Genomic DNA, 25873 nt, shown 5'->3' on the forward strand with positions numbered 1-25873 from the left:
GAATGCATAGATTCTTTTTCCCCCCTTTTATCTGTCTCTGAAGGTAAGCTGTAATGTATCCATACGCCGGTCCCCGTTCGAGCGAACTAAACAAGTACCCTATTTTCCCTATTTCCACTACCATCCATCAACATTTATCAAGCAGAGATAGCTATACCGTATCGATAGATAACCAGTTCTTTGCGGGGAGGATGCGGCCCCGGCTGATTCCATGCCGAAAAAAAAGCGCCAACCACTGGCATTCTCCCATCGCTCGCGTTAAGATAGAATGAAGAATTGGCTTTTGAAGGATGGGAATGAAATGCGCACAGAGTTGGCTGCGTTGACAAAAAGTCTGGAAGCGCTCCTTGAGCATCGTGCAGCGCTGCGTAAGGATTACGTGGACAGAGACAAGGAATTGGGGCGGGATATCAAGGAGATACTCGCACGGATCAGAGAGCTGGAAGAGATGACAGCGGGCGATGCTGCGGATAACGAGGAGACAGCCGGCACGGAAGGAGATCGCAAGCCTCAACCTGCCCCTGCCGACGAACGCAAATCCAGAGCGAAATACGACTATCAGGCGGAAGTACTGCCGCTGGTGATCGAACTGCTGCAGGAAAACGGGAAGATGAGAGGCGCCGATATCATGCGCGTGCTGAAAGAGCGCCATAACATGATTTTCTCCAATCCGACGATTGCGATGAACAAAATCATGGCCCTTTCGCCGCGGATCCAAAAAGTGGACAAATACTATACGCTGGCGGAACAGCACGGTTGACAGGATTAACCAGCTTGATAGAATAGTAGTGAAAACAGATCGTCCGGCTCGATCAGCCGGATCTCATACGAACGGGCACGTTGAACCATGTCTTGTAAGTGGGCATCTGAGGCATGGGGAGTGAGTGATGCAACCGACCGACCTTTTCGAGGTTGGTCTTTTTTGTTTGAAAAAATATCCTGAGCGTTTTCAGGAAACGAAACGATGACCCAAGCGGTGGGAACAGGGAGGGCGGACATGGCAATTCAGGCTGCGCAGGCAAGACAGACGTATGCATTGATGGCGAGGTTCGAGGAATCGCTGCCGGCATGGCAGAAGCAGCGGTCAACCCCCGCTTCGATCCATTCGACGCTCGTTGCCGTATACGAAAAAAGGAAGCAGGCGGTCTCCCCCGCCTTTCTCTACACGCATCCGCAGGCGCTGACTGCCAACCGGAACACATCCGTACGGGAGACGGATGGGCCAGCTGACAAGGAGCGGGCCGAGCAGCAGAAACTGCAGGAACTGCAGGAACTGCTCTCTATCCGCCACAGCGAACTGGCCAAACAGTTGGAGGATATGCCTGCTGGGATTGCCAAGAAGCTGCTGGAGGCGGCGGAGATCGCGTTTGGGGTATTTGGCTCTTTCATGTGGCGGGTGAGGACCTCGTGGAACAATGAACCAGGTGGCGGAAGCGCTGGAAACGACAGCGGGAAGGCGGGAAGCATGTGCTGACGGGCTTGAATAACCCGTTTCCTCCTTTTATAATGATAATGAAAATCATTATAAATGCTAACGGGCATCAGGAAAGGAATCTGCCATGTCCCTCCCTCTTTCCGTATTGGAACAATCTTTTCGCATTGCCATCGCGCCGCAACCCGGCGGCCGCCTGCAGTTTGCCGCCGTCAAGCTGCTTGATCCCGATCAGGGACAAGCTTTTCTGGAAGAAGCGGGCGCCCATCTGCAGTCACCGTCTATGGCCGTGACGGCATCGCTGTTTGTCAAACGCTATTTGGCACTGGTGATCGGCGCTCTTTACAGCATGACCTTTCACACCTACGGGCTGAATATCCGGCTGGATAATCTCGTGCTTACCACGGATGACAGCTGGAAGATGCCCCGCTTTCTGCTGCTCCAGCCGGGGGAACGGCCGGCCGGCGGGGAGCGGGAGGTGTGGCGGGAACGGATGATCCGCCATATTTCCAATGATAACCTGCAGCCGCTGATCACGGCGATTGCGGCATATTCCCGGATCAGCCCGAACGTCCTGTGGGGACATGCCGCTTATCTGATCCACCATTACTATCGCCAGTGGGAGCGGGAAGCGGAAACGGCGGAGCTGGCCGAACGCATCCGGTCCGATTTCCGTTATCTTACCGAGGTGCAGGACCCGCTGCTCTTTGGTTCCTGCGACAAGAACCCGCTGAACGTCACGTTTGCGGAGGTTCCTCATCCGGCCAAGCAGGGGGAAGTGGTACGGATACGCCGGCATTGCTGCCTCGCCTACCTGCTGCCGGAGGGCAAATGCTGCTACACCTGCCCCAATCTGGACGAAGAAAAACGGATCGAACAAATCCTGGCAAAGGAGAGATAGCGTCTATCAAGACGCTGATTTTTTTTGATCAGGAGCTACGCCTCTCCATCGCCGGGTGGGCGGAGCGTCGGATGAAAAAAGTAACGAATCCAGCCATCTTCCCCTCACAAACCGGCCGCTTTTTACCGAAATCAATAATAGAAATGATTTCAGTACGTGATATAGGGAGTGTCAACATGGAAAAATCGACTTACATAGGACTTGCACTAGGGATTATCGCAGTCGGCTTCGGGATGATCTTGAAAGGCGCAAGCTTGTCGGCACTGATCAATCCGGCAGCGTTTCTCATCATTTTCGTCGGGACAGCCGCCTCTCTGTTCAACGCCTTTCCTATGGATGAAATCAAAAAAGTACCCACCTTGTTTAAAATTATCTTTCAAGAGCAGCCGCTGCCCTCGAAGCGCGAGCTGATCAATCAGTTCATGAACTGGGCTTCGATCGCCCGCCGGGAAGGGCTGCTTGCGCTGGAGAACACTTCCGATGAGATCGAGGATCCGTTTTTGCGCAACGGGATGAAGATGATCATTGACGGCGGCGAGCCGGAGTTCGTGCGTGACGTGCTGAACGAAGAGATTCACGCCATTGCAGAGCGCCATCGGGTCGGCGCGAACATTTTCCAGCAGGCCGGTACCTACGCGCCGACACTGGGGGTGTTGGGGGCGGTGGTGGGTCTCGTCGCCGCGCTGGGCAACCTGTCCGACATCGAGAAGCTGGGCCACTCGATTGCGGCGGCCTTTATTGCGACCCTGTTCGGGATTTTCTCGGGGTACGTGCTGTGGAACCCGTTCGCCAACAAGCTGAAGCGCAAATCCCAAAAAGAGATCGAGATCAAGAATCTGATGGTGGAAGGCCTGCTGTCGATCCAGGCCGGCGTGTCTCCTGCCGCCATCGAACAGAAGCTCCTTGTCTACCTGCCTTATCATGAGCGACAGGCGCAAACGGAGGAGAAAGCGGAGAATAAGGAAGAGGCGGTAGCGGCCAATGGCTAAAAAGGCGAGTCATCACCACGAGGATCATATCGATGAAACCTGGCTGATTCCGTACGCCGACCTGCTGACGCTGCTGCTGGCGCTGTTCATCGTGCTGTTCGCGTCCAGCGAGCTGGACGTGAAGAAATTCGATCAGCTTGTCCGCTCGTTCAACATCGCGCTGAACGGCGGGGTGGGCGTACTCTCCAATCCGTCAGCGGTTCCGTTTGACCCCAGTCAGGAGATGGCGACGGTCGCCAACAAAAAGGCGGACGACCAGGAGAAGACGGAAGAAGAGAAGAAGCTCCAGGAAGCCTTCGAAAGGGAAACAAGAGACCTGCAAAAGATGAAGGCGCAGCTGGACGGCTACATTCAGCGCAACAAGCTGCAGGACAAGCTCCAGACAAAGCTGACGGAGGATGGGCTTTTGATCACCATTCTGGACAACGCCCTCTTTGATTCCGGCAGCGCGGCGCTGAAACCGGAAGCGCGGAACCTCGCTTCCGAAATCTCCAAGCTGCTGGTGCCGCATCCCAAGCGGGTGACGGTAACGGGACACACCGACAATCGGCCGATTCACACGGCGGAGTTCCCGTCCAACTGGGATCTGAGCACGAAGCGGGCGACCAATTTCCTGAAGGTGCTGCTGGAAAACAAGGCGCTTGATCCGGCGAAGTTCAGCGCAACCGGCAAAGGGGAATATCATCCGGTGGCTAGCAACGATACGCCGGAGGGACGCGCGAAGAACCGGCGCGTCGAGGTCGCCATCCTGCGCGATCTCACCGATAAATAGCAAAGAACAGGGAAACAGCCCGGGGCATGGGATCATGCCTGCGGGCTGTTTTTGTACTTTCAGAAAGTTTAAGTTCGCTAACGCGATAAAGGTTGAAAGTATAAGAAAAACTTCGGCTTTCGCCATTAGGACTGGGCGACAAGCCGAGTTTTTCTAATCGGCTGGGTAAATAAGGCCGTGTTCGGCGCAGAGATGCTTCAGCAGGCCGCGGCAGCCTGCCTCGACCAGCCGGTAGACATGTTCAAACCGGCCGGTGTAATAGGGATCTTCCACGTTTCTTTCCGGCAGTTCCGGCGCGAAGTCAAGCAGACGGTACAGCTTCTTGCCGGCGGGCGCCCGTCCGCGCAGGCCCGCCAGATTCTCTTCATCCATGCAGACGATGTAGTCAAAAGAGGCAAAATCTTCTTTCCTGATCTGCCGTGCAACAATGGTATCATAGGCGATCTGGCGCTTCCGAAGCACCTCCTGGGTACCGTGGTGGGGCGCTTCCCCTTCGTGCCAGCCTCCCAGCCCGGCCGAGTCGACCGCAATCTGATCCGACAGCCCGGCCTCCGCCACAAGATGGCGAAAGACGGCTTCCGCCATGGGAGAGCGGCAGATGTTGCCCAGGCAGACGAATAATACGTGAATCAACCTCAATCATTCCTCCTTCCCGTATCTTGCGGATTCCTTCATGCGCCGCGTTGGAGGGGGTGTCAGCGCCGACCGGCCGCCTAGCGGGATGGCTCGATGATCGAATTCCCGTACCAGAAGGCGAGAGACAGCACGGCGGCTAGCGCCAGGTAGGCGAGCAATACCTTCCACTTGGTGCCGGCTGGCGCTTCGTAGTAATTGGAAAGTGTCTCCAGTTGGTTGTCGATGAGCGACAGCTGCCGTTCCGCATCGCGGCTGGCTTCCAGCAGGATGGGGGAGGGCAGGGGCTGCTCGGGGTCGGCATCCAAAAAGAGGACGGGGGTACGTTCCCACTGCTGGTACACATTCCAGGCCAGCTCGGCATACAGACGGTCAATCCGGGCGCGGTCAGCCGCAAAGCGCTTGTCGTCCTGCAAAAAAGGGAGGAAAAAGCGCTTGGTCTGCACCCGCTTGGCCGTCGCGGCCCGGTACTCGTTGTACAGCCGTTCCCTGGTCTCACCGACGGAGAGGAGCGTCGGCCACGTGCGCAGCTCGGTGAGGAAACGGGCCAAGCGTTCCTTCTCATAGGTGAGGACCCGTTGTTTATACCCTTCCCGCGCGCGGTTCCACCAGGTGATGGCGCCGAGGAGGAAGATCAGGAACAGCATCGGGCTGGGCGAGAAGAGCAGCAGCGCGAGGATGCCCAGCAGGCCGATCAGCCAGATTTTGGTCGAGAGAACCGTGACGATGCGCCCGCCGTCCAACGGGGAGACGGGCAGCAGGTTAAACAGATTGATCGTGGCGCCCAGATAGATGACCAGCGCCCAGAACGGATCGCCCGTCCCCCAGTACAGCGGCAGGGCGGGCAGGAAGGAGATGAGGCCCGCCAGCGGACCGCCGTAGGCCAGATACGCTTCCGTGGCGGCATCCCGCGGCTGGTCTTTCATCGAGATCAGCGCGCCGGCAAACGGGATGAAGATGGCCGGAGAGGTGCGGATGCCTTTTTGCTTGGCCGCGACCAGATGGCCCATCTCATGCACGAAAATCAGATAAATGAGGGCAGCGGCGAATTTCCAGCCATAGAAATTGGCGTACAGAACCAAACTGAGAATCATGGACAGAAAGGTTGCCCCGAATTTGGAAAATTTGAGCAGCCCCAGCAGCCATTTCAGATTGGCCAGCAGAAAGGCGCCGATCGCCAGCATCGTCGAGCGCTTTTTGTTCATGGAAAACCTCCTGAGGGCATGGGGGTTATCTGAATATACGTCCGCAGGGGAGAAAGGTTTCTTCCCGGTCTCCCCGGTCAATCAAGCCGCGGGTTTTCAAAAAAGAAGCCATATTCGCCGAAGCGTTCGTCATACCCGAGCCGGCCGCCGTCGAAATACCAGAAATCGCCCGGCCGGATCACAAACGTAAGCCCTTCCACATGGTAGACGGCATCTCCCGGCAGCATCTCGTCCTTTTCAAGCGCAAAAAACAGGCCGCCGGTGCCGGGACCACCCGTCCGCACATACAGCCGCAGAACGTCCCCCTGCCGGAAAGCGGCCATGCGCAGGTATGCGAGGGCAAACGCCGGTTGAATCTCCAATTGAATGTTCATGTGCATGCTCCTCTCCTCCCCCCATTGTAACACAGAAAAAAGCGCCGCTTCACATGAGCGGCGCACGCGTGTTCAATCTTTTCCATAGCTGGCATCCAGCGTCGGGTGCATGAAAGGAACGCCCTGCGGGGGCTTGTCCCGCAGCAGCTCCTGGTTTTCCGTGGTATTCCAGCCGATGTCGTTGGTTGGGTGAACCCAGCGATCCCCGGCCATGACGGACGGGTCGGTATCCGTGCTCCATTGGTTGTGGGGGGACTGGGGAGAATCGTAGAAGCTGTCGCCAATCACCACCCCGAATTCGTTGACAAAGGGTTTTTGCATGCGGCGGTTGGACTGTTTGTAATCGGGAGCGGACGCCTGATGGGGCAGCGTACCGTCTATCGCCACATCTTTGACCTTTTGATCCCTGCGCGGTTGATCCGCCATCCATATTCCTCCTCAGGGCGTGGTTTCTTTCTGGAGTATGCCATTTCGAAGGCGGGATTATGCACCGGAGAATGCGACGTTCCGCCTGCCCCGTTCGCCCACCCCGCTTTGGCGAAAGGCGCATATACTGTTGACAGCAGCTTACCCAAGGGAAGGCCGAGAGGAGGGAAGAAGATGTTTGCCAGCGTCGTGATCCCAACTCGCAACGCGGTCCATCGCCTGCTGTACACGCTCACCAGTCTCAATTTTCAGTATACGCCGTTTGAAGAATTTGAGGTGATCGTGGTGGACAACGCGTCAACCGACGGCTTGAGGGAGAAGATCAAAGCGTTTGCGGCCCATTTTCCGCTGCAGTATTGCCGTGTGTCAAACCCCGTCACCGCCAGGCAGGTATTGAACGCAGGCATTCTGAGAGCGCGAGGGGATGTGCTGATCCTGCTTGGAGAGAACATGATCGTCCCCCGCCATTTTGTCGGCACCCATTTGCAGGCCCATGCCCGCCGCCGACGTCTGATTCTGACGGGAGGCCCTACCAAACGGGTGTATTCCGTCTATTATCCCACCTTTTCCCGAAGACAGCACGAAGAATGCCACAAATGGCTGGAACAATATCCGCAAATCAAGCGGCCGCATACGACGGCGGAGATTGTGCCGCTGTTAACGGAGCAGCAGATCGCCACCGATCTGCTGGCCGCGATCGGTCTTCCCGGCGAAGACGGGGAGAAGCGGGAGGAAGTGCTCCGCCGCTACGGACACCGGCTGGACAGGTACCATCATCCGTGGACGCTTTTTCGTACCGATCATGTGTCGATGGAACGTTCGGCGTGCATGGATGTCGGGATGTTTCACAAAGGGCCGTCCACCCTGCGGCAGCTGGAGAGCGACATGGGACGGAGGCTGAGAAAAGCCGGCCATTCGTTTGAAATGGTTGACAAGCTGATCCTGTTGGAGCAGGTCTCCCCGCGCCCATCCGCCATCGCCCGATATGGAACGGGCCACTTCGGGCGGTAAAAGGAACCCGCCTGACAGGGCTGTGCCTTCACGTCGTTGTATCGGGAAATGGAAGCTCCTGATAGCGCCGAAGCGACGACGAAAGGTTGGGGGGCCCCAGCCGACACAGGCAGGGCCCCCACTCGGTACCGGAGTAACCAGCACCGAGCGGGCGGAGCGTTCGCTTCAGTCGGCCGGGTTTTCATAGTCAGAAAAGAAAGTTTAAGTTCTTTAAAGTGATAAAGTGACGAAAAAAGGTTGGGGCCCCGCCCGGCGCAGCGTTAGCTATAGCCGGGTGGGTTTTCTTAGTGGCGGCTTACCGGTTTTCTTTCAGCCGTTCTTGTGGTTCACTATTGATGGAACCGTCGGATCGGACTGCCTCCGATTGGGACTTGGGGCCGCGAATGTCGGCCGTTTTTCCGAAATCCTTTTCCTTGTTGCGCATGTTGCATTCCCCCTCCTCTTGCCAATATGCTTGTAGTATGACCAAATGCGGCACATCGAATCATGGAGGAAGCAGGTGACAGAGACATGGCAAAAAAACGACCAAAGCAACACGATCATGGCTATCAGGGGCGTCAGGCGGAAGCGGCTGCCCTGACGGAAGCAAAAGCGGGCCACAGCCTGAAGGAGCTGCTGGCGGAAGATGCGCTGAACAAACTGAAACAGTTCGAGAGGGAGATGAAGGCGCAGAAGGAACAGGAAGCCCGGGAAGAAGCGGAGCGCCGCCGCGAGCAGGAGGAGCGGGAGCGCAACAAGAGCTTTGCCGAGCTGCTGGAGGAATACGACAAGAAGGGCGGAGGCAAGTACGCGTGAGCGGTCCAAAACGATCCCCGCGGCCGGACACGTCCAAAAACGGGCTGTTGAAACGGCATCCCCTGACCATCCGGGATGAATCGGTCCGCACACGCGGCAGGGCGGTTCTCTCCCGGCTGGGAAAAAGCAAGGAGCAGCAGGAAGAGAGGAAGTAGGGGGCTTCCTTCCTTGCAGAATGCACGAGCAAAGCGCTTCCGTTATTTGGAAAACAGAGGCGTTTCTTTGCTCCGCTTCGTTGTCAGCCAGCAAAGATGTGGTTTTTGTCCGCTTCGCAACTTAGCACTGGGCGGGTGCAAACCGATTGGGTAAGAAAAGAGGGGAGCGGGTTGCACCCGTTCTCCCCAGTGCCGACGTTGCTCCGCTGGCTGGCTGACAAAGGCGCTCCGCAAATGCAAACAGCCTCCTTTTCCCTCCGCCATCACCCATGACATTGGACGGACTTTGTCTACACGCCAAAGAGCACTTTTGCAGTGCTCTTCCCGGCAGCCTCATTTTTTGGCGCGCTTTCCCATATAGGTAGTAGGAAGGGGAAAGGGGGAGGGAAATGGGGCCGATCCTGCTTGTCATCAGTCTGCTCTGTATTGTCGTGGGCACATGGAAGCTGCTGGGGGTCGTGAAAGAGGGGAAACCGGGCAGCAAGTCATTGTGGGCGGCCGTTGCGATCTTCGGGATTATGCTGTTTCTCCTGCTGAAGCTGCTGACGGATCTTCAAAAGGTGATATAGAAACGGAAAATGCCCCCTGCGCCGCAGCAGGGGGCATTTTGGGGAGCGTTGTTTAAGGTCGGCTCACGTCATCGCGGCGTGAACATGGTACAATATAAGGGAAACTGTTCCAAGATCAGGAGGGCGCAATGAGAGAGACGATACAGTTGGATTATACGAAGGCACTGTCATTCGTACAGCCGCACGAGTGGGCGTACCTGGCTCCGGCCGTCCGCGAAGCGCACCGCATGCTGCATGAGAAAACCGGACCGGGCAGCGATTTTCTCGGATGGGTGGACCTGCCTGTCGCCTTCGACCGCGACGAGTATGCGCGCATCAAGCAGGCGGCGGCGGCCATCCAGCAAAGCTCCGATGTGCTCCTGGTGATAGGCATCGGCGGTTCCTATCTGGGGGCGAAAGCGGCGCTCGATGTACTGGGCCACACGTTCCACAATCTGCTGCCCCGGGAGCGCCGCAGCGCGCCGGAAATCTACTTTGTCGGCAACAACATGAGTCCCGTCTACATGGCCCATCTGCTGGAAGCGATCGAGGGCAAGGAGGTCTCGGTCAACGTGATCTCCAAATCCGGCACCACGACGGAACCGGCCGTTGCGTTCCGCATCATCCGGGCACTCATGGAGAAAAAGTACGGCCGGGAGGAGGCGCGCCGCCGCATCTACGCCACCACGGACAAGGCGCGCGGGGCCTTGTACAAGTTGGCGGTGGAGGAAGAGTACGAGCGGTTCATCATTCCGGATGATGTGGGCGGGCGCTACTCCGTGCTGACGGCGGTAGGTCTGCTGCCCATCGCGGTGAGCGGCGCCGACATCGATGCCCTGATGCAGGGGGCGGCGGATGCCCGCGACCGGTATCTGACCCCGGAGCTTGCGGACAACCCGTGCTACCAGTATGCGGCCATCCGCAACGCCCTCTACCGCAAGGGAAAAACGACCGAGCTGCTGGTAACCTACGAGCCGCAGTTCCGTTATTTTGCCGAATGGTGGAAGCAGTTGTACGGCGAATCAGAGGGCAAGGACGGCAAGGGCATCTTCCCGGCTTCCGTCGATTTCACGGCCGATCTGCATTCCATGGGCCAGTACATTCAGGATGGCGTGCGCAACCTGTTTGAGACGGTGCTGCACGTGGTTAAACCGGCCGTGGATGTGACCATCCACGAAGATCCGGACAATCTCGACGGACTCAACTTCCTGGCGGGCAAAGGCATGGATTTCGTGAACAAGAAAGCGTTCGAGGGCACACTCCTCGCCCATGTGGACGGAGGCGTTCCCAACCTCGTCGTGGAGATTCCCGAGGCGAATGCCTACCATCTTGGCGGCCTGATCTATTTCTTCGAAAAAGCATGCGGCATCAGCGGCTATCTGCTCGGCGTCAATCCGTTTGACCAGCCGGGCGTGGAAGCGTACAAGGCGAACATGTACGCGCTGCTGGGCAAACCGGGCCACGAGCAGCGCAAAGCGGAGCTGGAGGCTCGCCTGCATGGACGAGGGTAAAACCTATCTGACGCTGCAAGAGACGGCCGAATATTTGGAACTGCCCGCCTCCTTCATTCTGGAAAAAATCCGGGAAGGACGAATCCGGGCCGTCCACAACGGCGAGGAGTATCTGATCAACAAGGATCAGTTCGCCCATCATCTGGAACAGATGCGGAAGCTGAAGGAGTTCCTGGAGGAATGGCGCAACGAACCGATTCCGGAAAGCTACGATGTGAAGGACGAGGATTGAGCAAAACGCTGTCGCAGACGGCGGTGCTGTGATATACTCATAGCGGAAAACAAACGAAATGAATACCGGATACAAAACTGCTGGGGGAGCCCGTCATGCCGGGCTGAGAGGACGGAGCAAGAGAGCCGTCGACCCTTTGAACCTGATCCAGGTCATGCTGGCGCAGGGAAGTGGTGAGCAAACGTATATTGCTGTTTTGGCGTTACCCAATGCCCACCTTTCCCGGCGGAACAGGTGGGTTTTTTATGTCAAAGATTCGAAAAGAAAGCAGGGAGAGAACCATGGAGTGTTTGATCACCGGAGGAGGCATCATCGGGCTTAGTCTGGCCAGGGAACTGGCGGACAGGGGCATGTCGGTCACCGTCGTGGAGCAGGGAGAGTGGGGCGGGCAGGCGTCATCCGCTGCAGCGGGGATGCTGGCGCCGCTCAAGGAGTTCAAGGAAGAGGGGCCCCTGTTTGAACTGGGCATCGGGTCGCTCGCGCTCTATCCCGCCTGGATTGAGCGGCTGAAGGAAGAAACGGGGCTCGATCCCCAAATGAAGCTGGACGGCGTGTTGACGGTGGCGCAGCACGAGCAGGAGATCGAGGCCCTTTTGGCCCGATACCGCTGGCAGCAGGCGGTCGGCTGCGCGGTGGAATGGGTGGAAGGGCAGGCGCTGCACGAACTGGAGCCGCTTCTTTCCCGCGAGATGAAAGCAGGCATCTATTCCCCCGGGGAAGGGGATGTGAACAACCAACTGTTGTTAAAGGCGCTGCTGGCGGACTGCGTGCGGCGCGGGGTCCAGCTGCGGCAGGGCACCATCGTGACGGGATTTCTCACGGCAGGGACGCGCGTGACCGGCCTGCAAACAACGGCAGGCGACCTGCATGCCGATCATACGGTCGTGACCGCCGGGGCATGGGCGAGCGTGATCGCCGCCATGCTGGATGTGGAGCTGCCCGTCTATCCGGTGCGGGGACAGGTGGCGACCGTCGCTTCCGCCGGCATTCCCCTGCGCCATGTCATTTTCGGGCCGACGGGATACATGGTTCCCAAGCGGGATGGCCGGATCGTGATCGGGGCCACCGAGGACGAGGCAGGCTATCGCAGGGAGGTTACGCTGGGCGGACTCAGCCAGGTGCTGAACGGCGTTCTTCCTCTCGTAACGGTGCTGCGTGACGCCGCTTTCCTGCAGGCATGGGCAGGCCTGCGCCCCGCCACGGCGGATGGTCTGCCGTTCCTGGGCCCGCTGCCGGGCTGGGACGGCGTATCCATGGCGGCGGGCCATTTCCGCAACGGCATTCTCCTGGCCCCCATCACGGCCAAGCTGATGGCCGACTGGCTGTGCGAAGGGAAGATGACGCCGCTCGTGCCGTTTTTGCCGGAACGGGTAACCGGTAAGACCGGAGCGGAATAAAAAGAGAGCCCCTGTCGTGAACGGGGCTCTCTTTCTTATCGCACTAGGGCATTCCAGAAGGACTGGTCTTCAAAGCCAAGCCGCCATACGCCGTAGCCGCCCAGATGATAGGCCTCGGCCAGCTCCCGTTTGGCGCGGAGGCTGCGCTCATCTTCATACCAGACGGTGCGGGTGACGCCGTCTTTTACATAGGTCAGGGTCGGTGACTTGGCTTTGTCATCCCATTTGACAGTCGCATGGTACTGCGCAATCAGTTCGGGAATGGCCTTGGAGGGGAGCGCCCGGTTGCCGGCGCTGCTCCATTCATAGCCGTAAAAGCCGACGCCGAGCAGCACTTTTTCCGGCGGAATCACTTTCGTCGCATAGCGCACCACGCTTTCCACCCACGGATAGGAGGCGACCGGCCCTACCTCCGACCACGGACCGTGCTCATCGTACGTCATGATCTGCACGTAGTCGCTCTTGGCCCCGATTTTGGCGTAATCGCAGCCGTAGCTCCAGCTGTCGGCCGGGTTGTCGGCGGTCTTTGCCGGCACGGAGACAATCAGTTTCTTGCCGGCCCGGTGGAGATCGTCTGCCAGATTGGCGACGAACGCGGCGTACGCGTCACGGTCGCCCGCCGGCACGTTCTCAATATCCAGATTGATTCCCGTTGCCGACAGCTCCTTCGCTTTGGACAGAAGGTTTTGGCGCAGACGCAGGGAGACGGTCTTGTCGGTCAGCAAGGTATGCGCCAGGTTGCGGTCAAACAGCTTTTCCCCATGATTGGTCACCACCAGATATGTATGCAGGCGCTTCGCGCGCGCGGCCTCAAGCCCGGGCGGGGACGGCTTGCCCTGCAGGCTTCCGTCGGGGGCGGCATTGTAGATAACCATCGCCACATCCGTCAGCATGCTGCCAAAGGAGGCGAGCGCTTGATAGGAAGCGCGGTCCGTTTCGCCGTATTCCACATAGTAGCCGAGCACCGTCTTCGTAGCGGCGGCCGGCGCCTTGTTCGCTGGCAGCGGCACGCCCTCTTTCATGACGGCCAACCAGCTTTCCGTGGCCAGGCGATCCTGCACCTGCTGTTCAGGCGATTCTACCTGATGCAATTGAAAGAAGGTGGCGGAATTGACGGTCAGGATCGGTATGATCACCATCACTGTCAGAATCAGCAGGAAAAAGAGAAACGTTCTGAATTTCCTCAATGCTGTCGGCTCCTTTCCTGAAAACAGTCCTCTCTTCTGTATCGGGCGAATCCATGAGGGCGTAGAGGTCCAAATGTTTCCTGTTTGCCGGATGCGTGTACATGGCTGCCTTTTGTTGCACACTAGGAGAGAGATTGGGAAAGGCAGGGATGGGCATGCAAACGATAGAGAGCCGACTGGCGGGTGTGGAGGGGACGTTCGGGGACGTCCGCGATTTGCTCGCTCCGGACGGTTTTTCTTTGGCGAACAACTGGGAGTATTACGCGGGTTTTTTCGACCGGAAGCTGGACGAGGAGGGGATGGTCTTCCTGCGGCTGCCGTTTGACGTGATTCAAGGCAAGCTGGATACCGCCGATGCCCGTATCCGATTCGGCACACCGTTCGTGCTGAAGCATGTGTACCAGACCGGGGTGGAAGAACATATCGGCTATACCTCCGGGCCGCTTGTGGCGCCGGTGGTCAATCAGTTTCAGGAACCGGTGGACAAGGATGCGCCGCTGGAAAGGCACTGGGTGCAGCAGGCGGAGGCCATCGTGCGCCAGCTGGAAAAGCGCTGGGCATGAGCCGTGCGGTTCGGGCCTGAAAGGAAAAAGGGTGGATTCCCTGCTGGAAATCCCACCCTTTTTTGATATTGAAGTACATGGAAGGAAGATGGAAAGGTTGGCCCCCGCCGACACCAGCAAGGGACCCCACTCGGCAAAGCATTAGCGATCCAGCGGGGGAACGTTCGCTTAAGTCGGCGGGGTTTTCCGTCATGGACGGATTTTGACCGGTGTGCCGATGGGGACGATCCGGGCCAACGCTTCGACGTCTCTGTTGTACATCCGGATGCAGCCGTGCGACACGTACTTGCCGATAGAGGACGGGTTATTGGTGCCGTGGATGCCGTAATGCGGCTTGTTTAACCCCATCCACATGGTGCCGAAGGGTGTGAGCGGTCCGCCTCTGTAGGTGTTGGGATAAGGAACCTTGCTGATGATGGAAAAGTCGCCTCTGGGTGACTGGGTGGCGATTCTGCCAACACCGACGGGATAGGTGCGGATCAACCGGCTTCCGTCATAGAGAGAGAGCCTTCGCCTGGAGAGAGAGATGCGAATGTTGTACTGCGGCATCTCCTCACATCCTTTCTGGTTGCTTGCTATTGCATATGTCCGGAAAGTGTGGATGGTTCGAGAACACCGCATGTCCCAGCGACAGCATCTTGTGTCAAACTGTGGTATAGTGAGGGGGAGAATGATGGCGGGGAGGATCCCCCTGACGAAATGGTGAGAACAGATGAAAATAGCAACGGTTCTGCGCAATGACGACTATTCACGGGAAGTAAACGAAGCGCTCCGGCAAAAACTGGCGGCAAGCGAGGCAGGGACGTATCAACTGGTTGAACATGGGGACGAACAACCCGATCTCGTGCTGTCCATCGGGGGAGACGGCACGCTGCTGGAAGCCGTGCATCAATATGGCTTTCAGCCTACCTATGTGGGCATCCATACGGGTCATCTCGGTTTCTATGCGGATTGGCGCCCGGATGAACTGGACGAGTTCGTGCGGGCGCTCGGTTCCGTGGAGCCGTTGATTGCGGAATATCCGACGGTGCAGTGCCGCATCCAGACCAAGGATGGGCAGATTCATCACAAATGGGCCTTGAACGAGCTGGTGATCCGCAATGCCACGCTCTCGACGCTGGTGGTCTGCGTCTTCATCAACGGAGATGAGTTCGAAACATTCCGGGGGGATGGCCTGATCGTCTCCTCCCCCTCCGGCAGCACGGCCTACAACAAGGCGGTGAACGGCGCGATCGTCCATCCCTCCCTCGAAGCGATTCAGCTCTCGGAGATCGCTTCGATCAACAACCAGACCTACCGAACGCTCAACAGTTCGCTGGTGCTGCCGAAGCACCACGAGATCGAGCTGATTGTCATGAACCCGGAGATCATGATCGGCCTGGATCGCGAGCAGGGGGTGTGGCGGGACGTGCGCGCCATTGTATGCCGGGTGGGCACGGACAAGGTGCGTTTCGCCCGGTATAAACGTCTGCCGTTCTGGGGGCGCGTGCGCAACGCATTTATCAAGGATTGACGGCAGCACGGCATGAATGCCTCAGGGAGTTTCCCTGGGGTATTCTTTTTGACCGGCCAACATGTATTCGTTGATGATGGCAGCCGCCACGTCGTCAGGCGAGGCCAGCATGCCCTGCTCCTTAAACTGGACAAAGCGCTCCAGCTGGGGAAAATGCACATGGGTCGCGCTGCGGATCGTCTCCTGCATGGAAGTATCCATAATCCCCGGATCGACGTTATGGACGGATACGCGGTCGTTGTCCTGAAACTGCTCGGCCAGCACATGGAAAAACATTTCCCCGCCAGCTTTTGTGGCGCAGTAGACCGACCAGCCGTCCCTGGGGCGTTTGGCAGCACCGGAGGAGATGAAGAGGATCTTTACCGGCAGGGATGCGACCGTGTCAGCGGCAAGCAGCGCATTGGTCAGCAGGATCGGTGCCGCCAGATTGACCTGCAGCGCCTCGCTGATCTTGCGGGGATCGAGCTGACCGACGGCTCCGATCGGTTCAATGACAGCCGCGTTGTGCACCAGAATCACTTCGCGACAGTCGCGGCCGTCCAAAAAACGCTGGAACTCTTCCGTTGTCGGCAGCTCGTCCGTTCTCGACAGATCGGCACGCCGCAGATGAATGCGGCTGCCGGCGGCCTGCGCCAATTCCTCCTGGTAGGGCAAAAAACGGCGGGCAATGCAAAAGAGCGACGCATCTTCCTTGGACAACCGATCAAAAAGGGATTTGCCGAGACCGTTGGAAGTGCCTGTGAGGATAATTGCTTTCATGATTGGGATTTCCTTCCTTTTTTAAGAGTTGTTATGTTACGATCTTAGCAAAGCGGAACCAATCAGGAAAGGAATGAAATTCATGCACACCCGTTCCTTGCGGCGAGTCGGTCTGTTGATGCTGATCGCGTTGTCAATCGCCACGGCATGCAGTTCCACACCAACCGCGCAGCCCGCCCCCCAACCGGCGATGCCTGCTTCTCCCGGCAGCGAACCGGTGCCCCCACCTGCCCAGCAACCGGCAGACACAGCGCCAGCGGAAGAGAGTACCCCTCCCTTCCTGAAGATCGTCGATTTTATAGATGCCCAACACGGATGGGTGGCCGGGGACAGGAGGGGTTCCGGCTCCCTGTGGAGGACGGCGGACGGAGGGAAGACCTGGAAAGAGGAGCGTTTTCCCCATCTCTTCATCAGCGGGATGGCCTTTCTCAGCCAGGATACGGGGTGGATCGTCGGCGCATCGGATTGCCGGATTCAAGAGGGGCAGATCACCTGCCAAAAAGTGAACATCCTGCACCAGGGCACGAAGGACGGATCATGGGAAGAACAGTGGCAAGCCGATGCGTCCACCACAGAGAATGACCGTCCCGGTCAAATCGCCTTCCTCGATCCGCGCCACGGCTATGCCATTGCCGGCTCCGTGATGCTGCGCACAGTGGATGGAGGGACCCACTGGCAGACCGTCTCCTTCCCGGACAGCCGCTTTATCCCGGACCGGATGAGTTTTCCCAGTGCTGGCACCGGATGGGTTATCGGCAGAACGGGAACGGGCTGCAGCTTTCACGAACATGCCCAGGCACCAAATTGTACGCTGGCCGTTTACCAAACAGCGGACGGCGGCACCCACTGGGAAAGGCAGTACATGGCGAAACAATCCCCGACCGGATTGCTGGCCGCCATCGGCCTCGCATTCGTCAACGAGAACCAGGGATGGTTTCTGCAACATGAACTGGACATGCGGACCTCCAGCCTGTATGGAACCTCAAATGGGGGGAAGACGTGGACAAAACTGCTGCAAATGGAGGGAGGCCGCCCGTATACGGCTGGTCTGCAGTTCGTGTCTCCCGCCGTGGGATGGATCCCGTTAAGCATAGGAGCGGGACCGATCGAAGGCGGGCTGTTGGTCACGCGCAACGGGGGAAAACAGATGGAGACCGTCAGACAGCATACGCTGCTCAGCGTGGAGTACGTCGATTTTCTTTCCGAGCGGGAAGGCTGGGCAATCGGCAAGGAGGAGTTCGTTCCCGACAACAGCCTCTATTATACCGCTGACGGCGGAGAAACATGGCGGCGGATCAGCTTGTAAAGCGATCCCCCCTTGGGACAAAGCAGCCCAAGGGGGGATCTATCCGTATATCAGAAGGGTTTAGTGCTTTAAATCAATAAAGCGAAGGCTGAAAGGATAGGGATCCCCGCCGACAACAGCGTTAGCTTAAGTCGGCGGGGTTATGGTTGGGGCCCCCGCCGACAACAGCATGTTTAGGGGTCCCCAAAAAGTACTCGGATTAAGCATCGAAGGCCAACGTCACTTTTTGGGGTTGAGCATAGCTTACGCCGGCGGGGTTTACGGAAGGTTCCCGATCTCTTCATATACCTGTTGCAGATCCTTATAGCCATGCTTGACCGCCCGATCCAGGTAAATGCCCCACAGAAAGGCCGTGGCCAGCGCGTCCTGGTACGCGTCATGCCGTTTGACGATGGGAATGCTGTGCATGGCGCAAAAGACATCGAGCGAGCTGTTTCCCATCGGTCTGGAGACCAGGCGGATCAGCATCATTGTGTCGAGCAGGCGGTGAACAAACCGGGATTTGCTGGTTTTCCACAGCGCGGCCCGAAAGAACTCCCGCTCATGCCGGGAGTGATGGGCCACCAGCGGACGACTGCCGACAAACTGAAAAAACCGGGAGAGCGCCGTCAAGGTATCGGGCGCATCCGCGACTGCCTGGGACGTGATGCCTGTGAGCGCTTCGATATGGGCCGGAATGGCCCTGCCGGGGTTGACCAGCGTCGAAAAGCTCTCGTTTGCCAGAACCTGCGAGCCCCGCATGGCTACGGCGCCAATGGAGATGATTTCATCGCCGCGTTGCGGATAAAAGCCGGTGGTCTCCAGATCGACGACGACCACTTCCAGCTGCTCCAGCGGCATTTCAATATTGGGAAATGGATGAAGTTCCTTGGCGAGCGAACGCAAAAATGCCTGATCCTTCAGATCGTTGCCGGAGACCGCCGACGACAGCTTCGACGGGATCCGGTTCTCCCGGTTCGCATTCCAGAGGCGGTTCAGCGGATTCCAGCCCGGCATCAGCGATCCCCCTCATAGCGGGATGTGATTTTCTGCAAGTAGAGCGCGACCTTCATCGCCTGTCTTACCATGCCGATCGTCTCCCGGGGCAGTTTTGCCAGCTGCAGATAGCTGCTGCTTTCATACAGATCGTCCTGCCACTGGGTGGCCGCCAGCAGGCGCAGGTCGGCGATTCGGTGAAAATGGCGCTGAACCGTCTCGCACAATTCCTCTTCCCACAGGTGCATGCTGCGGATGGCGTCGATCCGCTCCAACGTGCCGGTGGCGGTGATGCCGTTTGCGAGCGACCAAAGGCGGACGCAGTTGACATAAGGCAGATACAACCCGTTTTTCAGATGGATTCCCCCCCGGAACTTTCCGTTCACTTCCGTGATGATGCGGCCGAACAGGCCGAGCGGAACGCGATGGCGCAGCGTGTTGCTGACGCAGCGTGCGATAAGCGGGGGATTGTCGGCGAGAAGCTGGTGGTAATCCGCTTTCCATCGGGCAAACAGCTGGTCATCCCCCAGGAGAAGACGTCCGTCGCCGGTTACGAGCAGGTAGCGGATGTTTTCCCAGGTGGGCGTCTCGTTCCACTCGCGAAACATGGTGTCCCAATCCTGCAGGGATCGGTTCCAGCGGGAATTGGACGCCAGCACGTTTCCCTGACAGGGCGGATACCCCACCTCGGACAGCTTCGTCACCACCAATTGGCCGAACCGCCGGAAATAAGCGGCGATTTCTTCCTGTTCCCGTTGGCTGGCTTCAGGGGGAAGACGATAAACCATGCCGTTGTCCTGATCGCTGGCAAGCGACTGTTCCCTTCTGCCGCCGCTGCCAAACAGGAGAAACGCATAAGGCACGGGAGGATCTCCCATGCCCGCTGCCTTCATTTCCGCCAAACAACAGCGGATGGTTTGGATGATCAGCCGGTCGTGCAGCTGATTGATCAGCGGCGTCAGCCCTGCCGGCACGCCGGATGAGGCGTACGAGGCCGGAGCAAACGCTTCCCGGTGCAAACGGCTCAACTCCCCGACGGTGGTGGCGTTCGACACCCGCTGCAACGCGTCATGTAAGGGATTGTGCAGAGTATGCAGAGGCACTCCCGCCTTCCCGATGCACCTTGCTGTCGTGATGCAGCAGCTCCGGATAGCCATAGGTGCCGTGTTCGCTCAGGTCGAGACCAACCACCTCTTCTTCCTCAGTGACGCGGAGTCCCATCGTCGCCTTCATGATTGCCAACAGCCCATACGAGACGGCAAACACGTAGACCAATGCACCGGCAAGGCCAAGCGCCTGTACGCCCAGTTGGTGGAACCCGCCGCCATAGAAGAGGCCTGGTGCGCCGATGCCCACTTTTTCAACCAGTTCAGGCGTGGCGAACAGCCCGGTAGAGAGCGTGCCCCAGATCCCGGCGATCCCGTGTACGGAGAAGGCGTATACCGGATCGTCAATTCCGAGGCGATCGAAGAGGATAGCGGTATAGAATGTCACGATTCCTGCCACCGCGCCGATTACTACGGCCGCCCATGGCTCCACGAACGCGCAGGATGCGGTGATGGCGACCAGCGCGGCGAGCACCCCGTTCAGCATGCTGGGGATGTCCGCTTTCCCCATGACGATCCAGGAGATGGCCAGCGCGGCTACGGCACCCGCAGCGGCAGCCAGGTTGGTCGTCAGGGCGACGTACCCGAAGAAGCCGGAGACGGAGCCAAGCGTGGAACCGGCGTTGAAGCCGAACCAGCCTACCCACAGAATGATGACGCCCAAGACGGTGTAGACCTGGTTGTGGCCGGGAATCAGGTTGGAGCTGCCGTCCCTGTTGTATTTGCCGATACGCGGCTTCAACAGGATGGTGGCAGCCAGCGCAGCCACGGCTCCCTGCAGGTGGACGACGGTGGAACCGGCGAAGTCCTGCATGCCCAGCGAGCCGAGCCATCCGCCCCCCCATACCCAGTGGCCCACCACCGGATAGATCAGGACCGTAAACAACACGCCGAAGACGAAGTAGACCGACAGTTTCGCCCGTTCGGCAAATCCGCCCCAGGCGATGGCCAGCGACACACCGGCAAACCCGAGTTGAAAGAGGAATTTGATGCCGGCCGGAATGGAAGCGTAGGAAAGCGACTGAAATGCGGCCGCAGCCTGTTCTTCCGACCCGTCAAAAAAGAATCCGGAAAGACCGATAAAAGAGTTCCCTGTACCAAACGTAAACCCGAATCCCAACGCCCAGAACGCCAGCGAGCAGATGCCAAACGTCAGGATCGTCTTGCCGGCGACGTGGCCGGCGTTTTTCATCCGGGTCGAGCCTGCTTCCAGCAGGGCGAAGCCTGCCTGCATGAAGATGACCAGGACAGCGGCCACCATGACCCAGGTGGCATCGACCGCGGAAGCAACTTGTGACAAAGTAGGTTCCATATCCATCACTCCCATCCGCGTCAGAAAACCTGACGTAATTTATATATGTCAGATTATATGACATTGAGGTGTGATGCGCAATTGTTTTCCATCCATTCAACGAGTCTTTTTCCATAAAAAAAATTCTTCTCCCTATGCGGAGAAGAATTGCTCCTGTTCCGTTCGTTTCCGTCTCTCCCGCCGGTCAAGCCAGAATCCGGCGGCCACGGCTGCCGCCAGAAACAGGCCGCTTGCCAGAAAAAGCCGTTCCACCGGCCATGCTCCCAACCCGAAAACGCCCAGGGAAGAGGAGAGCACACAGCAAAAGGTAAATGTCAGCATATTTAACGCGAAAACTTTTCCGGTGTTGGCATTCTCCACCTTCGTTTGAATGGCTGTGGTCTGCGGGATGCCGATCAGCGGTCCGCCGATGCCGGCGATGCTGGCCGACGCGAACGCGAAATGCGAGTATTCCCCGCCGAGCGACAGGGCCAGAAAGCCGACGCTCTGAAACAGCCATCCCGTCAGGATGACGAGCAAATGGTTCTGATAGGAAAAACGCGCCATAAACAAGCTGCCGAGCAAATTGCCGGCTCCGTAAAATCCGACAAGAACGCCTAGCATCCCGGCATCGCCGCCGCCCATCTGTTGGGCAAGCACCGGAAACCCGACGCTCCAGCAGAGCTGCCAGACGAGAAAGCCGATGTTGCCAAACAGCAGAATGTACAGGAGTTGGCGTTTGCCTGCCACTTCCCTGCAGGCGGAGCCGATGTCCCGGATGTACTGCCGCGCCGGAAGCCGCCCGCTTGCGCTGTCGCCCTCCGCCCGGAGCTGTTCGCGGATGGAGTAGACGAAGAGGGCGGACAGCAGATAACTGCCCGCATTGACAAAAAAGAGCGCGGCAATCGGCACGCTGGCAGCAAAAAGGCCGATCGCCATCGGAGCCAGAATGCGGATGGTGCGAAAGGTGGTATCCAGGATGGCGTTGGCCTGGCTCAGCTGTTCTACCGGGACAGTGGCTTTCAAGGCGACGGTTTTGGCCGGAAAGAACAGGGTGGAGAAGACGCCGAGCACAAACTGCGCCGCCATGAAAAAAAGGAGCTTATCCATCCCGGCGATCACCATGCTGCCCACCGCCAGCACGACCAGGAGGCGGGCTGCGTCAGCGCTGACCATCAGCAGGCGGGAACTGTACCGGTCCGCCAGCACGCCGCCGATCAGATAGAAAAGGAAGCCGGCGACCATGTCCGGTATGGGGATGAGGCTGAGGGCGGTCGCCGATTTCGTCTGCTGGAGCAGGTACCAGAGCAGGGCGATGCCGTAAAACTGGTCGCCGATGTTGGAGGTAACCTGGGCAAGCCACAAACGCAAAAAAGAACGGTTCTTCCATAATGACGCTTGAGCCGTTAGCGCGACTCCCCCTGAATTGGCCATAGGTATCTCCCATTTTGATCAAAGATTTTTTACCAGGATAGCAGGAAGGAGTTGGAAAGTAAAGAGGGGATTACAATGGCGCTTTGCATCCGGACAGGTCCGCGGAAATGCCGTACGCAGCGCGCAGGGTGGGGAGAAGCGGCGAGACGAGAAACGTATCCGTCCCGATCAGAAAACGGCCAAAAAGAGAATCGCAACCATTTTCCCCATGTGAATGCACACATCCTTTTTTGAAAATTTTATAGTTAATTAGTTAAACAACATTTGAACTACATAACGAAAAAAAAAGATACCTGCTCAAAGGGTATCCAGAAAACCGGGTAAGAACCGGTCGAATGTTTCCTTATTCAGGCTGACAAATTTGGTTTGGGCCTCCTTTCTCACCTTGATCAAACCCGCTTCCCGCAATGTCCGGAAATGATACGACGCATTGGACTTGGAGGAAACGCAATCCGCACCGGCCTCGGTACAGCTCATTTCCTCCTTTGATGCGTACAGATTCTTGATGATGCCAAGCCGGGTATCATCGGCCAGAGCCTTAAAAATCTTCACACGCTGCTCGGTAATGGATGGTTGTTCAATATTCATAGAACTATCATAGCAGGTATCTGGAAAAATGCAACCCGTCAGTACAGCCTGCGTGCTCCCCCGTTACGGAGACGCCTTTTGCGCGGCGCGATGTTGGCCAGCCACTTGCCGGTCCCGACAAATTCACAGTATCCTGCTTCGGTATCATCGTCAAACAGGCTGCTGGCAGTGCACCACCTCTTCTGACAGGCAGGAAGCCATCTCGAAGCATCGGATGGGCCATCATGCATGGAGCGGGACATGAACGGCATATTCCTCTCTCCTTCTTATCGATTCCTTGTCACCTATTTTATGGTCGCCCGTTTTTAATCATTCGAAACGGGGCATCGGAAAATACAGCGAAACCGGCACGCCTTCTTCTGTACCTGCGGCTTGGGTTGCGGAAGGGAGAGCGGCTGGTCAACCCATTTTTTCGGGACGGGACGCGATGCGCTATACTATACCTGATGGATTGGATAGCAGGAGGATAACCGGATGGACGAGCGTGTCATCATCGTGGAAGGAAAAACGGATCGGGAGCGGCTGAAGCGGGTGTTGGCCGAGACGGTTGCCATTTATTGCACGTACGGTTCTTATCATGCGGAAAAAATCGAACGGTTGGCGGAGAAGATCGGTCCGGCAGCCGAGGTGTATATTTTCACGGATGAAGATTACAGCGGCAGGAAGCTGCGGGCCCAACTGCGGGAGGATTTCCCCGATGCGATTCATCTGTATACGAAAAAAGAGTTCGCGGAAGTGGCCCGCACGCCTGACGAGGTCCTGGCGGAAATTCTGGAGGAAGCAGGTTTTCTGGTTCAGAGCGGGTAGGTTGATCCAAAGAATAAGTTCGCTCCCCAATGGCAATACCAATGCTAACAACAGACTCTACACCCGGGAGTGAATCTTGTGCGCCAATTGCTTGCCTATGTCGGGCGGATGAACATCCTCGCGTGGTTTTTGGGCCTCTTCGTTGCCCATGCCGCGCTGTACCTGCTGCTGGGAACGGCCACCTGGCTGTCCACCTCGCTGCTCGCCGCAGCTGTTTGGGGGGCGGTCCTGCTGTTGGTCAGGTGGGGCGTGAGACGATGGGCGGGGAACGAGGAGGGATTTCGCCGGTGAAACGCCTGTTTCTATGCCTTGTCACACTCAGTCTCTGGATGGCGGCCGCTGCGGCTGACATCAGCCATGCCCAGACGCAGCCGTCCGGCATCGATGTCTATACCGTGCAGCCTGGCGACAGCTTATGGAAAATCGCGCAGAAATACAAGGTGGGGCTTGCGGAGATCATTCGCGCCAACCCGCAAATTCGCAACCCCAATCTGATTTATCCGGGCCAAAAGGTGAAAGTGCCGCTCGTCCCCGTGCAGATCCGGGCGGTCGAGGAGCAGGTGGTGAAGCTGGTGAATGCGGAGCGGGCAAAACGGGGCCTGAAACCGCTCACCGCCAACTGGCAGCTTTCCCGGGTAGCCCGCATCAAATCGCAGGATATGCGGGATCGCGGCTATTTTTCCCATACCTCCCCCACCTACGGCTCGCCGTTTGACATGATGCAGGCGTTTGGCATCGCGTATCATGCGGCGGGGGAAAACATTGCCGCCGGACAGACGACGCCAGCCGCCGTGATGCAAAGCTGGATGAACAGCGCGGGACACCGGCAGAACATCCTGAATCCGCAGTTTACCCAGATCGGGGTCGGATACGCGACGGGCGGCTCGTACCGTTACTACTGGACCCAGATGTTTATCCGACCGTAATTTCCGTAAAAAAGCGCTCCAGCTTCTATGGCAGGAGCGCGTGATTCTTTATAGGCCCCTGCCCGCACCGCGTTTCGGGACGGACGGGGCCGTTTCTTCGCAGATCGTCAAGAGAGCAGGCGGGAGTCATCATCCCAGGCCCTAATAATGCCAGTACCCGAGGAACTGCATCGCCAGGATGATGGCGCCCAGAATCCAGACGTAGATCGCGAATCCTTTCATCGATCCCCGGCTGATGATCCGCAGCATCCAGCGAATGGCGAAATAACCGAAAATGGCGGCAAACAGGGTGCCGATCAGCATGGGGAGAAGATTGGCGCTTTCCGCCGGATTTTCCACCAGCTTCTTCGTTTGCAGCACTACCGCCCCCAGAATCGCGGGCAGAGAGAGCAGGAAAGAGAAGCGGGCGGCTTCTTCGCGTTTGATCCCCCGCAGGAGCGCGCCGGCGATGGTCAGCCCGGAGCGCGAGATGGCAGGCAGGATCGCGGCCCCTTGCAGGGTTCCGATGATCAGGGCGTCCAGATAATTGATCTGGTCAAAGCTGCGGTGCCCTTTCCGCATGGATTCCACGCCCCACAGGATCAGCCCGGTCGCGATAAACTCATAGCCGATCGTCGCCCCGGTACGGGCGATTTCCTCAAAATAGTCTTCAAAGGCCAGGCCGATGACGGCGGTTGGAATGGTTCCCACCACCAGCAGACGGGCCAGCTTGCCGAACGGATTGGCCAGCAGGTGCCTGATTTCCGGCCAGAAGACGATGACGACGGCAATCAGCGTGCCGAAATGAAGCATCGTGTCATACAGCAGCCCCGCCTCCTGGAGGCCAAACAGCTCGCGGAACAAGACGAGATGACCGGTACTGGAGATCGGCAAGAATTCGGTCAATCCCTGGACAATTCCCAGAATGATATGCTCAATTAAGATTAACATCGGCTTCTCTCCTTGCTCGATAGTCACTTGCTATGTATGTCCCGTTTGGCGACCTTGCCTATTTTACCACGTTTTCGTGCGTGTGTCCGTAAAAATTTACGGTAACA

General features: G+C 57.9%; 32 protein-coding genes and 2 riboswitches. Of the genes, 18 read left to right on the top strand and 14 right to left on the bottom strand.

All coding sequences use genetic code 11. The features are described 5' to 3' along the window. The first annotated feature begins 301 nt into the window (after positions 1 to 301). The 5 genes from G3578_RS15820 to motB all read left to right on the top strand — a co-directional run bounded on the left by G3578_RS15820 (position 302) and on the right by motB (position 4094). Positions 302 to 760: a Rok-like winged helix domain-containing protein gene (locus G3578_RS15820; RefSeq protein WP_165213930.1), complete on the top strand. Its 459-nt coding sequence runs from the start codon at positions 302 to 304 to the stop codon at positions 758 to 760. 64 nt (positions 761 to 824) lie between these two features. Continuing rightward, a riboswitch (cyclic di-GMP riboswitch) is annotated at positions 825 to 908 on the top strand. Positions 909 to 997: 89 nt separating this feature from the next. Further along, positions 998 to 1474: a hypothetical protein gene (locus G3578_RS15825; RefSeq protein WP_165213931.1), complete on the top strand. Its 477-nt coding sequence runs from the start codon at positions 998 to 1000 to the stop codon at positions 1472 to 1474. An 85-nt stretch (positions 1475 to 1559) separates the two neighbouring features. Continuing rightward, entirely contained in the window at positions 1560 to 2333 is a 774-nt protein-coding gene (gene fhuF / locus G3578_RS15830) for a siderophore-iron reductase FhuF (RefSeq protein WP_165213932.1), read from the top strand. 176 nt (positions 2334 to 2509) lie between these two features. Beyond that, on the top strand, positions 2510 to 3322 hold the full coding sequence (gene motA, locus G3578_RS15835) for a flagellar motor stator protein MotA (protein WP_165213933.1): 813 nt from the start codon (positions 2510 to 2512) through the stop codon (positions 3320 to 3322). Further along, positions 3315 to 4094: a flagellar motor protein MotB gene (motB, locus tag G3578_RS15840; RefSeq protein ID WP_165213934.1), complete on the top strand. Its 780-nt coding sequence runs from the start codon at positions 3315 to 3317 to the stop codon at positions 4092 to 4094. Before motA ends, motB begins: the two co-directional genes overlap by 8 nt. Before the next feature lie 153 nt (positions 4095 to 4247). On the opposite strand, the gene G3578_RS15845 is transcribed toward motB, so the two are convergent. From G3578_RS15845 to G3578_RS15860, 4 genes are all read right to left on the bottom strand, one after another. After that, the gene (locus G3578_RS15845) at positions 4248 to 4727 is read right to left on the bottom strand and encodes a low molecular weight protein-tyrosine-phosphatase (RefSeq protein WP_165213935.1); all 480 of its coding nucleotides are present in this window, start codon (positions 4725 to 4727) and stop codon (positions 4248 to 4250) included. Between the two features lie 80 nt (positions 4728 to 4807). Next, positions 4808 to 5932: a site-2 protease family protein gene (locus G3578_RS15850; RefSeq protein WP_165213936.1), complete on the bottom strand. Its 1125-nt coding sequence runs from the start codon at positions 5930 to 5932 to the stop codon at positions 4808 to 4810. A 77-nt stretch (positions 5933 to 6009) separates the two neighbouring features. Then, positions 6010 to 6306, bottom strand: a complete 297-nt coding sequence (locus G3578_RS15855) for an iron-sulfur cluster biosynthesis family protein (protein ID WP_165213937.1) — start codon at positions 6304 to 6306, stop codon at positions 6010 to 6012. Positions 6307 to 6378: 72 nt separating this feature from the next. After that, positions 6379 to 6732, bottom strand: coding sequence for a DUF3905 domain-containing protein (locus G3578_RS15860; protein ID WP_165213938.1), 354 nt, complete (start codon positions 6730 to 6732; stop codon positions 6379 to 6381). A gap of 174 nt (positions 6733 to 6906) precedes the next feature. Between G3578_RS15860 and G3578_RS15865 the strand changes: the two genes are divergently transcribed. Continuing rightward, a complete protein-coding gene (locus G3578_RS15865) occupies positions 6907 to 7743 on the top strand; it encodes a glycosyltransferase family A protein (RefSeq protein ID WP_165213939.1) in 837 nt (278 codons plus the stop codon). 295 nt (positions 7744 to 8038) lie between these two features. Here G3578_RS15865 and sspK read toward each other — a convergent pair whose 3' ends face one another. Then, positions 8039 to 8167: a small acid-soluble spore protein K gene (gene sspK / locus G3578_RS15870; protein WP_165213940.1), complete on the bottom strand. Its 129-nt coding sequence runs from the start codon at positions 8165 to 8167 to the stop codon at positions 8039 to 8041. Between the two features lie 86 nt (positions 8168 to 8253). Here sspK and G3578_RS15875 point away from each other — a divergent pair, with 86 nt between their 5' ends. From G3578_RS15875 to thiO, 6 genes are all read left to right on the top strand, one after another. Continuing rightward, a complete protein-coding gene (locus G3578_RS15875) occupies positions 8254 to 8538 on the top strand; it encodes a DUF3886 domain-containing protein (protein WP_165213941.1) in 285 nt (94 codons plus the stop codon). Continuing rightward, the gene (locus G3578_RS15880; protein ID WP_165213942.1) at positions 8535 to 8693 is read left to right on the top strand and encodes a hypothetical protein; all 159 of its coding nucleotides are present in this window, start codon (positions 8535 to 8537) and stop codon (positions 8691 to 8693) included. Before G3578_RS15875 ends, G3578_RS15880 begins: the two co-directional genes overlap by 4 nt. Before the next feature lie 389 nt (positions 8694 to 9082). Beyond that, a complete protein-coding gene (locus G3578_RS15885; protein WP_165213943.1) occupies positions 9083 to 9262 on the top strand; it encodes a hypothetical protein in 180 nt (59 codons plus the stop codon). A 128-nt stretch (positions 9263 to 9390) separates the two neighbouring features. Then, a complete protein-coding gene (locus G3578_RS15890) occupies positions 9391 to 10752 on the top strand; it encodes a glucose-6-phosphate isomerase (protein WP_165213944.1) in 1362 nt (453 codons plus the stop codon). After that, positions 10739 to 10984 (top strand): excisionase family DNA-binding protein, encoded by a 246-nt coding sequence (locus G3578_RS15895; protein WP_165213945.1) that lies wholly within the window; start codon positions 10739 to 10741, stop codon positions 10982 to 10984. The genes G3578_RS15890 and G3578_RS15895 overlap by 14 nt, the downstream gene beginning before the upstream one ends. Positions 10985 to 11056: 72 nt before the next feature. After that, a riboswitch (TPP riboswitch) is annotated at positions 11057 to 11170 on the top strand. A 59-nt stretch (positions 11171 to 11229) separates the two neighbouring features. Next, positions 11230 to 12381 carry a glycine oxidase ThiO gene (thiO, locus tag G3578_RS15900; RefSeq protein WP_241254658.1) on the top strand — a complete coding sequence of 384 codons (1152 nt, stop codon included), beginning with the start codon at positions 11230 to 11232 and terminating at the stop codon, positions 12379 to 12381. A 35-nt stretch (positions 12382 to 12416) separates the two neighbouring features. On the opposite strand, the gene G3578_RS15905 is transcribed toward thiO, so the two are convergent. Then, positions 12417 to 13568: a glycosyl hydrolase family 18 protein gene (locus G3578_RS15905; RefSeq protein ID WP_165213946.1), complete on the bottom strand. Its 1152-nt coding sequence runs from the start codon at positions 13566 to 13568 to the stop codon at positions 12417 to 12419. 155 nt (positions 13569 to 13723) lie between these two features. On the opposite strand from G3578_RS15905, the gene G3578_RS15910 reads away from it, so the two are divergent. After that, a complete protein-coding gene (locus tag G3578_RS15910; RefSeq protein WP_165213947.1) occupies positions 13724 to 14131 on the top strand; it encodes a YugN family protein in 408 nt (135 codons plus the stop codon). Between the two features lie 189 nt (positions 14132 to 14320). On the opposite strand, the gene G3578_RS15915 is transcribed toward G3578_RS15910, so the two are convergent. Then, a complete protein-coding gene (locus G3578_RS15915; protein ID WP_165213948.1) occupies positions 14321 to 14680 on the bottom strand; it encodes a L,D-transpeptidase in 360 nt (119 codons plus the stop codon). A 163-nt stretch (positions 14681 to 14843) separates the two neighbouring features. Between G3578_RS15915 and G3578_RS15920 the strand changes: the two genes are divergently transcribed. After that, the gene (locus G3578_RS15920) at positions 14844 to 15644 is read left to right on the top strand and encodes an NAD kinase (protein ID WP_165213949.1); all 801 of its coding nucleotides are present in this window, start codon (positions 14844 to 14846) and stop codon (positions 15642 to 15644) included. Positions 15645 to 15665: 21 nt separating this feature from the next. On the opposite strand, the gene G3578_RS15925 is transcribed toward G3578_RS15920, so the two are convergent. Further along, positions 15666 to 16403, bottom strand: coding sequence for an SDR family NAD(P)-dependent oxidoreductase (locus G3578_RS15925; protein ID WP_165213950.1), 738 nt, complete (start codon positions 16401 to 16403; stop codon positions 15666 to 15668). An 82-nt stretch (positions 16404 to 16485) separates the two neighbouring features. On the opposite strand from G3578_RS15925, the gene G3578_RS15930 reads away from it, so the two are divergent. Beyond that, the gene (locus tag G3578_RS15930) at positions 16486 to 17709 is read left to right on the top strand and encodes a WD40/YVTN/BNR-like repeat-containing protein (RefSeq protein ID WP_165213951.1); all 1224 of its coding nucleotides are present in this window, start codon (positions 16486 to 16488) and stop codon (positions 17707 to 17709) included. Positions 17710 to 17967: 258 nt separating this feature from the next. On the opposite strand, the gene G3578_RS15935 is transcribed toward G3578_RS15930, so the two are convergent. From G3578_RS15935 to G3578_RS15955, 5 genes are all read right to left on the bottom strand, one after another. After that, a complete protein-coding gene (locus G3578_RS15935; protein WP_165213952.1) occupies positions 17968 to 18705 on the bottom strand; it encodes an exonuclease domain-containing protein in 738 nt (245 codons plus the stop codon). Then, positions 18705 to 19787 carry a DUF294 nucleotidyltransferase-like domain-containing protein gene (locus G3578_RS15940; protein WP_165213953.1) on the bottom strand — a complete coding sequence of 361 codons (1083 nt, stop codon included), beginning with the start codon at positions 19785 to 19787 and terminating at the stop codon, positions 18705 to 18707. Before G3578_RS15940 ends, G3578_RS15935 begins: the two co-directional genes overlap by 1 nt. Then, the gene (locus G3578_RS15945) at positions 19753 to 21102 is read right to left on the bottom strand and encodes an ammonium transporter (protein ID WP_165213954.1); all 1350 of its coding nucleotides are present in this window, start codon (positions 21100 to 21102) and stop codon (positions 19753 to 19755) included. The genes G3578_RS15940 and G3578_RS15945 overlap by 35 nt, the downstream gene beginning before the upstream one ends. Positions 21103 to 21234: 132 nt before the next feature. Continuing rightward, positions 21235 to 22515 carry an MFS transporter gene (locus G3578_RS15950; RefSeq protein ID WP_165213955.1) on the bottom strand — a complete coding sequence of 427 codons (1281 nt, stop codon included), beginning with the start codon at positions 22513 to 22515 and terminating at the stop codon, positions 21235 to 21237. Between the two features lie 297 nt (positions 22516 to 22812). Next, on the bottom strand, positions 22813 to 23103 hold the full coding sequence (locus G3578_RS15955; protein WP_165213956.1) for an ArsR/SmtB family transcription factor: 291 nt from the start codon (positions 23101 to 23103) through the stop codon (positions 22813 to 22815). A 474-nt stretch (positions 23104 to 23577) separates the two neighbouring features. On the opposite strand from G3578_RS15955, the gene G3578_RS15960 reads away from it, so the two are divergent. The 3 genes from G3578_RS15960 to safA all read left to right on the top strand — a co-directional run bounded on the left by G3578_RS15960 (position 23578) and on the right by safA (position 24836). Beyond that, positions 23578 to 23910 (top strand): toprim domain-containing protein, encoded by a 333-nt coding sequence (locus tag G3578_RS15960; protein ID WP_165213957.1) that lies wholly within the window; start codon positions 23578 to 23580, stop codon positions 23908 to 23910. A 78-nt stretch (positions 23911 to 23988) separates the two neighbouring features. Then, complete coding sequence (locus G3578_RS15965) at positions 23989 to 24201, top strand: hypothetical protein (protein ID WP_165213958.1); 213 nt, start codon at positions 23989 to 23991, stop codon at positions 24199 to 24201. 38 nt (positions 24202 to 24239) lie between these two features. Next, on the top strand, positions 24240 to 24836 hold the full coding sequence (safA, locus tag G3578_RS15970) for a SafA/ExsA family spore coat assembly protein (protein WP_206529758.1): 597 nt from the start codon (positions 24240 to 24242) through the stop codon (positions 24834 to 24836). Between the two features lie 141 nt (positions 24837 to 24977). On the opposite strand, the gene G3578_RS15975 is transcribed toward safA, so the two are convergent. Continuing rightward, on the bottom strand, positions 24978 to 25766 hold the full coding sequence (locus tag G3578_RS15975) for an undecaprenyl-diphosphate phosphatase (protein ID WP_165213960.1): 789 nt from the start codon (positions 25764 to 25766) through the stop codon (positions 24978 to 24980). Between the last annotated feature and the right edge of the window lie 107 nt (positions 25767 to 25873).

The organism is Brevibacillus sp. SYP-B805 (genome assembly GCF_011059135.1).
In the GTDB taxonomy this organism is placed as follows: domain Bacteria; phylum Bacillota; class Bacilli; order Brevibacillales; family Brevibacillaceae; genus Brevibacillus_F.

Bases quoted from the DNA above. Each gene is read 5' to 3' on its own strand.
- fhuF (WP_165213932.1), top strand. From the start codon at position 1,560: ATGTCCCTCCCTCTTTCCGTATTGGAACAATCTTTTCGCATTGCCATC.
- safA (WP_206529758.1), top strand. From the start codon at position 24,240: ATGGCGGCCGCTGCGGCTGACATCAGCCATGCCCAGACGCAGCCGTCC.
- G3578_RS15945 (WP_165213954.1), bottom strand. From the start codon at position 21,102: ATGGAACCTACTTTGTCACAAGTTGCTTCCGCGGTCGATGCCACCTGG.
- G3578_RS15890 (WP_165213944.1), top strand. From the start codon at position 9,391: ATGAGAGAGACGATACAGTTGGATTATACGAAGGCACTGTCATTCGTA.
- thiO (WP_241254658.1), top strand. From the start codon at position 11,230: ATGTCAAAGATTCGAAAAGAAAGCAGGGAGAGAACCATGGAGTGTTTG.
- G3578_RS15850 (WP_165213936.1), bottom strand. From the start codon at position 5,932: ATGAACAAAAAGCGCTCGACGATGCTGGCGATCGGCGCCTTTCTGCTG.
- G3578_RS15820 (WP_165213930.1), top strand. From the start codon at position 302: ATGCGCACAGAGTTGGCTGCGTTGACAAAAAGTCTGGAAGCGCTCCTT.
- sspK (WP_165213940.1), bottom strand. From the start codon at position 8,167: ATGCGCAACAAGGAAAAGGATTTCGGAAAAACGGCCGACATTCGCGGC.
- G3578_RS15950 (WP_165213955.1), bottom strand. From the start codon at position 22,515: ATGGCCAATTCAGGGGGAGTCGCGCTAACGGCTCAAGCGTCATTATGG.
- G3578_RS15920 (WP_165213949.1), top strand. From the start codon at position 14,844: ATGAAAATAGCAACGGTTCTGCGCAATGACGACTATTCACGGGAAGTA.
- G3578_RS15960 (WP_165213957.1), top strand. From the start codon at position 23,578: ATGGACGAGCGTGTCATCATCGTGGAAGGAAAAACGGATCGGGAGCGG.
- G3578_RS15915 (WP_165213948.1), bottom strand. From the start codon at position 14,680: ATGCCGCAGTACAACATTCGCATCTCTCTCTCCAGGCGAAGGCTCTCT.
- motA (WP_165213933.1), top strand. From the start codon at position 2,510: ATGGAAAAATCGACTTACATAGGACTTGCACTAGGGATTATCGCAGTC.
- G3578_RS15975 (WP_165213960.1), bottom strand. From the start codon at position 25,766: ATGTTAATCTTAATTGAGCATATCATTCTGGGAATTGTCCAGGGATTG.
- G3578_RS15930 (WP_165213951.1), top strand. From the start codon at position 16,486: ATGCACACCCGTTCCTTGCGGCGAGTCGGTCTGTTGATGCTGATCGCG.
- motB (WP_165213934.1), top strand. From the start codon at position 3,315: ATGGCTAAAAAGGCGAGTCATCACCACGAGGATCATATCGATGAAACC.
- G3578_RS15885 (WP_165213943.1), top strand. From the start codon at position 9,083: ATGGGGCCGATCCTGCTTGTCATCAGTCTGCTCTGTATTGTCGTGGGC.
- G3578_RS15925 (WP_165213950.1), bottom strand. From the start codon at position 16,403: ATGAAAGCAATTATCCTCACAGGCACTTCCAACGGTCTCGGCAAATCC.
- G3578_RS15825 (WP_165213931.1), top strand. From the start codon at position 998: ATGGCAATTCAGGCTGCGCAGGCAAGACAGACGTATGCATTGATGGCG.
- G3578_RS15955 (WP_165213956.1), bottom strand. From the start codon at position 23,103: ATGAATATTGAACAACCATCCATTACCGAGCAGCGTGTGAAGATTTTT.
- G3578_RS15875 (WP_165213941.1), top strand. From the start codon at position 8,254: ATGGCAAAAAAACGACCAAAGCAACACGATCATGGCTATCAGGGGCGT.
- G3578_RS15855 (WP_165213937.1), bottom strand. From the start codon at position 6,306: ATGAACATTCAATTGGAGATTCAACCGGCGTTTGCCCTCGCATACCTG.
- G3578_RS15935 (WP_165213952.1), bottom strand. From the start codon at position 18,705: ATGCCGGGCTGGAATCCGCTGAACCGCCTCTGGAATGCGAACCGGGAG.
- G3578_RS15860 (WP_165213938.1), bottom strand. From the start codon at position 6,732: ATGGCGGATCAACCGCGCAGGGATCAAAAGGTCAAAGATGTGGCGATA.
- G3578_RS15895 (WP_165213945.1), top strand. From the start codon at position 10,739: ATGGACGAGGGTAAAACCTATCTGACGCTGCAAGAGACGGCCGAATAT.
- G3578_RS15910 (WP_165213947.1), top strand. From the start codon at position 13,724: ATGCAAACGATAGAGAGCCGACTGGCGGGTGTGGAGGGGACGTTCGGG.
- G3578_RS15865 (WP_165213939.1), top strand. From the start codon at position 6,907: ATGTTTGCCAGCGTCGTGATCCCAACTCGCAACGCGGTCCATCGCCTG.